Genomic DNA, 9,768 nt, shown 5'->3' with positions numbered 1-9,768 from the left:
GCTCTACCACTGAGCTATACGCCCACGCTGCGCCAGCGTCTAGCGGGGCTTGGTGTATCATTCAAGCCTATTTCAATTCGCCTAAGCTTTCCTTGGCATAGAGCCGCTCGACCTCCAGAACCAGATCCTTGAGATGGAAGGGTTTAGCCAGAACCTTGGCATTTGGTATCGACGCGCCGGCGCGCAGGGTGACGCCGGAAAATCCTGTGATGAATATGACTTCGGTGCTTGGCGAAACCGTGTCGCAATGGCGCGCGAGTTGGATCCTGTGCATTTCCGGTATGATTATGTCGGTGAGCAACAAGCCGAACCGCTCTGCCTCGAGCAAGGGCGCGGCTGCGGTGCCACGATCAACAGCGACGACTTTATAGCCCGATCGTTCCAACGCCTGCGCGAGATATGCGTGCATGACCTGTTCATCTTCAGCGAGCAAAATGCGGAACATCACCGGTCCTTAAAAATCCCTAGACAATGCGGGCGTCGCCCTGAACAACCTGAATAATTGCGGAGAATTAATTTTTTGTGCACCATCTTGCCAATTATCTGCCAATAATCACTGGGAGCAAGGTGAGGACGCACGTGACGACACGGGATGCAGATGGGTTTGCAAGTTGGGGCACCGATGCGCCATCGGTCCCGGTGTTGCTGTCCGTGCCCCATGCCGGGCGCGATTATCCCAATGACATTTACGACGCACTTCGGCTTCCGCCTGCCGCTCTGGTTCGGCTTGAGGACCGATATGCTGACCTGCTGACGCGCCGTTGCGTGCAAATGGGGCATCCCGTAATTATGGCGCACCGAGCGCGGGCGTGGATTGACCTGAACCGGGACACGCAGGATGTCGACGCAGATATGGTGCAAGGGGCGCAGCGGGGGGATTATCCAAGCCCCGGGGTCAAAACGCGGGGCGGCCTTGGCCTCATCCCGCGGCGGCTCTCAGGGGAGGGTGAGCTTTGGAAGCGTCAGTTCACGCTGGATGAAGTGCAGCACCGTATAACATCCCTCCACCAGCCTTATCATGACACAGTCGGCGCGATACTGGAGCGTATGCGGCAAAGGTTCGGGGTCGCTATCCTGCTGGATTTACACAGCATGCCGCCAATCCGCAGCGCCGCTGACGGACCCGCGCCGCAATTTGTGGTCGGCGACCGGTTCGGTAAAAGCGCAGCGTCCATATATGCAGAGCTGCTGTTATCGCGACTGCATGCCCAGGGTTATGTTGCGGCGCTGAACCATCCCTATGCTGGCGCGTATATCTTGCGCCGTCATGCAAGGCCGCGCGCGAACATCCACGCCCTTCAACTCGAAGTCGACAGGTCGCTCTATCTCGATCCCGATTTGCGTCAGCCCGGTGACGGCCTTGATCGCATCAGTGCGCTTATCCCAGCCCTTGTCGCCGCGCTTGCAGACGAGGCCTTAGGCTCTGCCGCGCTGATTGCCGCCGAATGAAGGCGTAAAAAAACCACCCCGGAATGTTCCGGGGTGGCCAAGGTTCAGGGAGTTGGTGCCCATGCAGGCACCGGTTGGATGGAAACGGGAGGGGATGATTCCATCCAGTACTAGAAATGGGCTCTTCTCGTGTCAGTTTCAAGACTCAAATTCGTATTTTATCCCCGCAGGCGGCCAGTCGCCGGAATATTGTGGGGAAATGTGCGTTAGCTGCCTAAGGCCACATGCGTTGAATGAACGGCATCTTGTCGATAAACTGGTGCTTCAGCGCGCCCATGACATGCAGACCTATGAGAATAAGCAGCGGCGTTGCCAAGAATTCGTGGCTCTCATGCGCGAAGCCCGACAGCATTGTATTTTTGCCAATGGCCATATCAACGGTGAACAGGCCAAAGAAATCCACTGGCGCGGCTTTGCCATTTGCACCAATCATGAGCCAACCTGTGAGTGGCATGACGATCATGAGGACGTAGAATAAAATGTGAACCGTAAGGCCCGCTTTGGCTTGTAAACCAGCCACCTTGTCAGGCATCGCAGGTGGACGGTGGCTAAGGCGCCATAAAATCCGGCCGACAGTCAGGACCAAAATGGAAATGCCAATGGCCTTATGCGGGCTCATGTAAGCCGCGCGCGCCGCCTTAGGCAGATCTTCCGCCAGATTTGCCAACAGGATGTTGGCGCCAATCAATAGGGCTATCGCCCAATGAAATAGGATCGCGATTTTACTATATTTGCCCATGCCGTCACTCCTGAAGAGGGGGTGACGGCACGTAGGAAGCAATCGAAATCAGTTCGAAGGCAATTCCGTCACTTGCGGCACCTTACCCTGTGCGACCTGAACTGCAAATATTTCCCGCATTAATTGCAGCGAGAATAAATGCGCGTGGATCAGTGCCAAGATACCATTCTGGTTTAACTTGCGGACAGTGTCACCGCGCAGATCGCGCAACTTTGTCTCGTCAATCATTTTGAAGCCGCGATAGATAAACGGCTGCTCTTGGCCCTCTTGTTGGATGGACACTTCGCCGTCCATGAGAAGGTCGAGTTTTATCAGTTCTTCGACAAAGGCATGCGTTTGCGCGCCGGCATTTTCAAAGTCTTCACAGAACTTCAAAATGGCTTGCGTGTTCTCGCTTGGCTTGCCGTCTTCGAACATTGGTGTGCCTTCGTCGAATTCACCCACTGCTCCAGACGTTGGGTCAAAGCACAAGGACAACTCGTCTGTATCCGGACGCAACTTTGCAAGCAGGAAGGGATAGCGCCGGATATATGCAGGGATATATACGGGACGGTCAAACTGCCCATCTTCGTTCATGAAGGTGTTCACGCCTTCATTCATGCCCATGAGGATCAGCGGCACGGGATTGTCCGTCGCGGAAAAAATGATCGGATAGTTGCGCGATGCGGGAACGAACTCCTCAATCGTCAACGGGATAGCGTGTTGTCCATCCATAAATTTCGCGTTTTCAAGCATACGCGATTTCCAGGTCACGTGATCGTTGCTGTTAAGCGGGATCAGGTCGTTGTACAAAAGTGGCAAGTTGGCGGCTTGGGGTGCGGTGGCCATATGTAACTCCAGTGCTTGATTATGTGACGAAAATTCGATCCGGCGCTTTAGGCGGACAGCAGGCGTTAGGCAAGTGGAACAAGCTTGCCCGGGTTCATAATGCCGAGCGGATCAAATGCATTTTTAATTGCACGTAAGGCCGCCAGCCGGGCTGGCTCTGCTAATCGTTCAAACTCGGCTATCTTTGCCTGCCCAATCCCATGTTCAGCCGAGAGTGATCCGCCATATGCGCGGACCCGGTCGTAGACGTGCGACGTGATAGCTTTACCGTCACCCGCATACCAATTGACTATATCGACGCCGTCGGGCGCCTTGACGTGGAAATGGATGTTGCCGTCGCCCAAATGTCCAAAGGCTAATATTTTTGTGCCCGGATACGCGGCTTCAATCGGGGGGGCTTCAACCTCAATAAACCGCGCCATAGCCGCCACGGGCACGCTGATATCATGTTGCAGCGCCGGCCCTGCAGCACGTTCGGCCTCGGCAATAGTGTCGCGGATTTTCCAGAAGGCTTCCGCTTGTGCGTCGCTGCTTGCTATGGTTGCGTTGCCGAGCAGATTGGCGCTCATGGCCTGCTCTAGCAGATGCATCGCCAATTCGCGGGGTGACGACTGGGCGGCGTCATCCTGAGCAAACTCCATCAACGCATGCCAGCGGTGCTGCGTTTCAAGCGGCGCGCGCGTGCCTGCGATGTGGGTAGTAACAGTGTTCAACGCGCGGTCTGGCAGTATCTCGAACCCTTCAAGTCGCTCACGGCCGTGCCGCTGCATGAACAGCAGCAATTCATAAGCTTGGGCTGGGCTGTCGATACCTGCCCACACGACGCAGCGATCCAGCAACGCAGGGACAGTGTGCAGGACGGCTTTCGTGACAACGCCAATAGTGCCCTCCGCGCCAATCAGTAGCTGTTTCAAATCATATCCGCGGTTGTCTTTTTTCAGCGGCGCCATCGCATCATAGATGGATCCGTCGGGTAGTACCGCCTCAAGTCCCGCCACCAACATACGCATTGTGCCGTGTCGCAAAACTTGGGTCCCGCCAGCATTTGTCGAAATAAGACCGCCGATTGTGGCCGACCCCTTCCCACCTAAGGTCAAAGGGAAGCGTCTGCCGACTTTTGCTGCGGCCCCGTGCAAATTCTGCAGAATTACCCCAGCATCGCACGTCACCAAGCCGTCATCCGCGTCAATCGCCGTGATGCTGTTCATCCGCCGCAGGGAAAGGATAAGCTGCTGTCCGCTGCTATCTGGGGTTGCGCCGGCGACCATGCCGCTATTCCCGCCCTGCGGAACAAGCGAAATTCTGTGTTTGGCCGCAAGCTTTATCACCGCAGAAACCTCTTGCGTATTGGCGGGTGAGAGCAGGGCAGGTGACGATCCTGTAAAACGCCCACGCCAGTCGGTTAGCCAAGGCGAAATGACGTCGTTTTCGTCTGAATAGCCCTTTGGCCCCAATACGGCCCGAAATTCCGATAAAATGTTTACATCTGGCACGGTATTTTCCATTGTCTGCAAAGGGTCTGGCATGCAATTCATGATAGGTTCAACCTTATCGAGCAAAGCTGATCGAACTTCAACTTGATACCGGAATGTTTCTTGCGCGCATTAATGGCCTTTATCTTGCTTACGGTTGGATTGACAACATTGTCGCATAGCGCTTTGGCGGACTTTAAAGTCACCGCTGCGCAGAACCCGTTCACCCCCCTATTTGGGTTGAAGACCGATTTTGATCAAGTGCGCATTAACCAACGGGTCGTTATCAGGCTGCCCAGTCAACCCGCTCCGCCCGCTGCCGTCGGGGCAAAGCGACAGTCATTGGCTAAGGTCGAGTATAAGGAGAAAAAGATCGGGAAATGCCTGCGGTTGGACAGGCTAGGTGGTTCGCGCCCTGGGCCCGATCGCACGCTGGAGTTGCTCACGCGGGACGGTATTCTTATTCGCGCATATTTGAGCGAAGGCTGCCTTGCGCGTGAATTTTACGCTGGAGCATATATGGAGCGATCTTATGATGGCAAATTATGTGTAGATCGTGACATGTTGCATGCGCGAACCGGCGCCAAATGCCAGATCGACAAATTCAGACTGCTTATACCGCGCTAAAGGCGGCGCCGCTGGCATATATCTTGACATTTCTGCCCGTAGCGACCAATCGCGACGCTGGTCCCCGTGGGTTTGTCACGGGCGGCGTCGCACCATTTTTTCCGGAACATCATATGCGTTTTGCCGACATCGGCTTGTCTGACGAGTTATTGAGAGCCTTAAGCGAGGCTGGCTATGATGAGCCAACCCCCATTCAGGCGGCCGCCATCCCGCAAGTGCAGATGATGCGCGACATCATCGCCATTGCGCAAACGGGCACGGGAAAAACCGCAAGCTTTGTCCTGCCGATGATCGATGTGCTCGCCAATGGCCGCGCGCGCGCGCGCATGCCGCGTAGCCTCATTTTGGAGCCAACGCGCGAATTGGCGGCGCAAGTGGCGGAGAATTTCGAAAAATACGGCAAATATCACAAGCTGTCGATGGCGCTGCTGATCGGCGGCGTGCAAATGGGCGATCAGGTCAAGGCGCTTGAAAAGGGCGTTGATGTGCTGATCGCGACCCCTGGCCGCCTGATGGACTTGTTTGAACGCGGCAAAATTTTGCTGACGGGTTGCGAAATGCTGGTCATCGACGAAGCCGACCGGATGCTCGATATGGGTTTCATTCCCGACATTGAACATATCTGCACAAAGCTGCCGAGCACGCGGCAGACGCTTTTGTTTTCGGCAACGATGCCGCCGCCGATTAAAAAGCTTGCCGACAAGTTCTTGTCCAACCCAAAATACATCGAAGTCGCGCGTCCCGCGACGGCGAATGTCAATATCGAACAGTTTTTGGTCAACGTGTCGCCGATGAAAAAACGCGACGTGTTGCGCGATCTTTTGCGCACGGAAAAAGTGTCAAACGCGATCATCTTCTGCAACCGTAAGACAACCGTGCGCGAGTTGAACACCAGCCTTCAGCGGCACGGATTGCGTTCGGGCGAAATTCATGGCGATATCGACCAAGCGTCGCGTCAGAGGCAGTTAGAGGCATTCAAAAATGGTGACATTGATTTGCTCGTAGCGTCCGACGTCGCAGCACGCGGCCTTGACGTTAAGGGCGTGAGCCACGTCTTCAACTTTGACGCGCCGTGGCACCCCGATGACTATATCCACCGCATTGGCCGAACTGGCCGTGCCGGAGCCAAGGGCAAGGCATTTACCTTTGTCACTAAGGCGGATGAAGAGGCAATTGAAAGCATCGAAAAGCTTATCGGGAATAAGATTGCCCGTCTCGGTCAAATCGAGGCGCCCGCCGATGGCGAAGAGCGCGCGCCTGCCAAACGTGCCCGCAGGGCCCCGGTTAGTAAGGTTAAAGAAGCGCAGATGGAAACGCCTGAGGCATCTGTTGAAGCTCCAGAGGCAACGCCCGTGCGTGCGAAAGCGGCGGCCAAGCCCGTGCCAGAGAAAGCCGCCGCAAAGCCCGCGCGCAAGAAGCCCGCGCCTAAGATTGAAACGGCTAAGCCCGATCAGTCTGCGGGAGCGGCGGCGCCTGGCGATGACAGCTGGAATGGGCCGATGCCTGGCTTCTTGAGCGTCGGTTTCGGGAGTTAGGGACCCTTTGCATTGGTCTCCCCGAACTTGCTTCAGGGTCTTCATTTTTCGACGACGCAGAAGTAAGGCCCTGATATAAGTTCAGGGTGGAGGGTCCCCGTCCTTCAAAGCTGTTTCAATAGGCATAAGAACAAAAAAGGGCCCGCATCGCTGCAGGCCCTTTCCCGTTTACGTTGGCTAAGTTTTTAGAACTTGCCGCGCAGTGTGATGCCGTAGGTCCGCGGCTCGGCAAGGAAGTGCGCGAAGATCTGGCGGCCACCTGGATATCGTGGGTCGACAAATGGTGCCGAGCTTTGACCCCCCTGGAATGGCGCGTTGAACGCGACCTGCGCATAATCCTGATTGAAAATATTTTGGCCCCAAAGCTCAAGGCCCCATGCTTCGTCAGGACCGCGAAGACCGATACGCGCGTTGAATACGGCAAAGCCATCCTGTTCCTTTTGCGGGAAGAGGTCAGAACCCGTATTGTAATCGCTGGTCATGCGACCGTCGATGTATACGAGGCCACTCATGCCGCCGCTGCCGATATCAGGCGTCCATGTGACGCTTGAGGTGGCAACAAATTCAGGTGCGTTAGACAAATTGTCGCCCGGCAATTTGCGCAGCGCGGGATCCAGCGGCGCCCCGTTCTTGGTTCCGATCAGATCGTCCCGATAGGTGGTCTTGGCATAAGTGAGGCCAGCCGCCACGCGGAAGTTACGTGCTGGCACAAGCGATGCTTCAAGTTCCAGACCCTGCGTACGGACACCGTAAGTGATGTCGCCGGCGGCGCAGCTGCCGGTCGTATTACTTAGGTCAGTATCTGCGCTTGAGCCGCCAACGAGGCTGTCACAACCGTTAACGTTTTGCACGAGGAAGACGGTGCCGTTGAAGGTATTTAGCTGGAAGCTGCTGAAGTCCGAACGGAATGCCGAAACGCTCAGGCCAAATGGACCATTTGAGAATTTAGCACCCAGTTCATAGCTGTCTACCAGTTCCGGATCGAACTGCAGATTGCGGACAAGCGCCTGCGTCCCGGCCTGTCCGCCGAATGGCAGAATAGGTGACTTCAAGGCGGAGCGGTCAAGGTTGAAGCCACCCGCCTTATACCCACGTGCAAAGCTGCCGTAGACCAAGAGATCGTCAACTGGCTTCCAGGAGAGGATTGCAGTGCCGGTAAATTCATCTTCACTGCGCTTGTCGTTAATGGAAACGCCATTCAATTCCGCGGTTGAGTTGCCCTGGCAAGAAAGTCCAATCAATGAGCCTGCAAGCGCACGTGCCGTTGCGGTGGTCAGCGGATTGACCAAATCGTCGAGCACGAGGCCTTGGACAGCAGTACACGCGCTGTTGTCATTACCGAAAGTGGCGTCGAACTTCTTCTTGTCGCTTGTGAAACGAAGGCCAAGCGTCAGATCGAGCGTATCGGTGATGTGCACGATGTTGTGGGTAAATGCTGCAAAGTTGGTGCCATTCTGGAAATATCGATCATTAGTGGTGCCAAGATCGTTCAGAGTATCAAGCCGCGTGAAGGCTGCGAGTACATCTGGACCGGAAAGCCCCGCAGCGCCACCGATTGTTGCTGCACCGACACCGGGAACCACACAAGAGGGACTGGCAGGCGAATACAGACCCGCCAAGCCACCGCCCGAAATGATGCGGCATGTTGCAAAGCGGCCATATTGGTTGCCGAAACGCAGATTGTCGCGCACCGTCAGCTTTTCGTTGGCAAAAAATCCGCCGACCAGCCAGTCAAGTTTGCCGCCGAATGCCTCACCCTGAAGACGCAATTCCTGCGTGAAGGTGTGGAACTGACGGTAAGCTTCGTCGCTTGGCGCACGGTACAGGATGTCGACTTCGCCATAATCGGTATCCGAAGCCTGACCGGAACGATACTGACGGTAAGCCGTAATCGAAGTCAAAGTTGCGCCGCCAAAGTCATAATCGATCTGGCCCGAGAAGCCGTAGTCCTTGGTTTCGCCGCTGAATACGCGGTTCGGGCTAACCGAAATATTGCGGCCATAGCCTTGGTTGAACGCAGCCAGTGGCTGACCCAAGTCGCGCAATACATTGATGATGTTGTTTGACGTGGCGGTTGACGCGACGCCGACCGTGCTTGGTGTGTTCAGGTCACCAATAAATTGATTGACGGTCCGGTCGACATAAGTTGCCGCGCAGCATTCTTCCTTACGCGAGGTATAATCCGCAATCAGGCGAACCGACAGCGCATCGGTGGGTTCAAACAACAACTGTCCACGCAGGAAATAACGGTCACGGTTATTGACGTCATGTCCATTCTGGTCGTCACGGTAGAAACCGTCACGCTTTACGTACACGCCGTCGACACGGAATGCCAATTGCTCTGAAATTGGGCCAGTGACGCTGCCCGCGGCGCGCATGAAGTCATAATTGCCGTATGTCAGTTCACCGCTGACGCCAAAGGTGAAGCTTGGCTTTTTCGAATAGATGCTGATCAGACCAGCCGACGAGTTACGGCCTCCCAAGGTGCCTTGTGGCCCGCGCTGCACTTCGACACGGTCAATTTCGCCAAGTTCGTTCAGGCCAATGCCCGAACGCGACCGGTAGACGCCGTCGATAAACACGGGAACCGAGCTTTCAAGGCCGGGGTTGTCGCCGACAGTGCCGATACCGCGAATACGGGCGGAACCATTGGCTTCCGATCCCGTGGAGGACACGAGCAACGATGGTGCAACTTGGTTGAGCTGGCGTATGTCGTTTGCGCCACTGTTTTGCAGCGTTTCGGCGCTCACAGCTGAAATCGCGACGGGCACGTCCGAAAGCAACTGACTACGACCCTGCGCCGTAACGACGATTTCCCCGTCCGAGGCATCTTCTGCCTGAGGCGTCTCTTGCGCGAATGCAAGGCTAGGTATGGCGAGCGCAAGGCAGGCCGCCGATAGTTTCAATGCATGGCTAAGGGGTTTGTCACGTCGCAACATATAGTTTCTCCTATTTGACACTCTTGTTACAACCTACTGAGGGAGCATGCGGATGTCATCGTGGTTAAGCATGCGGATGTCATCGTGGTTAAACGCTAAAATTCGAAAATTTTTCTCGTGCGACAATATTGCAACATTAGTCTGCCTGACGTTTCAGAAAGCTAGTGTGACGGGTTGCA

General features: G+C 55.5%; 8 protein-coding genes. 3 read left to right on the top strand and 5 right to left on the bottom strand.

Annotated features, from left to right (window positions below; genetic code table 11):
- Window positions 1-67: 67 nt before the first annotated feature.
- Window positions 68-445 carry a response regulator gene (locus QE270_RS09325; protein ID WP_300038492.1) on the bottom strand — a complete coding sequence of 126 codons (378 nt, stop codon included), beginning with the start codon at window positions 443-445 and terminating at the stop codon, window positions 68-70.
- A 122-nt stretch (window positions 446-567) separates the two neighbouring features.
- Here QE270_RS09325 and QE270_RS09320 point away from each other — a divergent pair, with 122 nt between their 5' ends.
- Window positions 568-1,449, top strand: a complete 882-nt coding sequence (locus tag QE270_RS09320) for an N-formylglutamate amidohydrolase (RefSeq protein ID WP_300038491.1) — start codon at window positions 568-570, stop codon at window positions 1,447-1,449.
- A 214-nt stretch (window positions 1,450-1,663) separates the two neighbouring features.
- Here the strand turns inward: QE270_RS09320 and QE270_RS09315 are convergent, their stop codons facing one another.
- The 3 genes from QE270_RS09315 to QE270_RS09305 all read right to left on the bottom strand — a co-directional run bounded on the left by QE270_RS09315 (window position 1,664) and on the right by QE270_RS09305 (window position 4,542).
- Entirely contained in the window at window positions 1,664-2,188 is a 525-nt protein-coding gene (locus QE270_RS09315; RefSeq protein ID WP_300038489.1) for a cytochrome b, read from the bottom strand.
- Between the two features lie 48 nt (window positions 2,189-2,236).
- Window positions 2,237-3,016: a SapC family protein gene (locus QE270_RS09310; RefSeq protein ID WP_300038487.1), complete on the bottom strand. Its 780-nt coding sequence runs from the start codon at window positions 3,014-3,016 to the stop codon at window positions 2,237-2,239.
- A gap of 65 nt (window positions 3,017-3,081) precedes the next feature.
- On the bottom strand, window positions 3,082-4,542 hold the full coding sequence (locus tag QE270_RS09305) for an FAD-binding oxidoreductase (protein ID WP_300038485.1): 1,461 nt from the start codon (window positions 4,540-4,542) through the stop codon (window positions 3,082-3,084).
- 81 nt (window positions 4,543-4,623) lie between these two features.
- Here QE270_RS09305 and QE270_RS09300 point away from each other — a divergent pair, with 81 nt between their 5' ends.
- Window positions 4,624-5,115, top strand: a complete 492-nt coding sequence (locus tag QE270_RS09300) for a hypothetical protein (protein WP_300038483.1) — start codon at window positions 4,624-4,626, stop codon at window positions 5,113-5,115.
- A 113-nt stretch (window positions 5,116-5,228) separates the two neighbouring features.
- Window positions 5,229-6,650 (top strand): DEAD/DEAH box helicase, encoded by a 1,422-nt coding sequence (locus QE270_RS09295; protein ID WP_300038494.1) that lies wholly within the window; start codon window positions 5,229-5,231, stop codon window positions 6,648-6,650.
- Window positions 6,651-6,835: 185 nt separating this feature from the next.
- On the opposite strand, the gene QE270_RS09290 is transcribed toward QE270_RS09295, so the two are convergent.
- A complete protein-coding gene (locus QE270_RS09290; RefSeq protein ID WP_300038481.1) occupies window positions 6,836-9,589 on the bottom strand; it encodes a TonB-dependent receptor in 2,754 nt (917 codons plus the stop codon).
- Window positions 9,590-9,768: the final 179 nt, after the last annotated feature.

This window comes from Sphingorhabdus sp., assembly GCF_029865925.1.
GTDB lineage: Bacteria > Pseudomonadota > Alphaproteobacteria > Sphingomonadales > Sphingomonadaceae > Sphingorhabdus_B.
The sequence above is the reverse complement of the archived record's forward strand: the minus strand, read 5'-3'. Positions and strand labels throughout refer to the sequence as shown.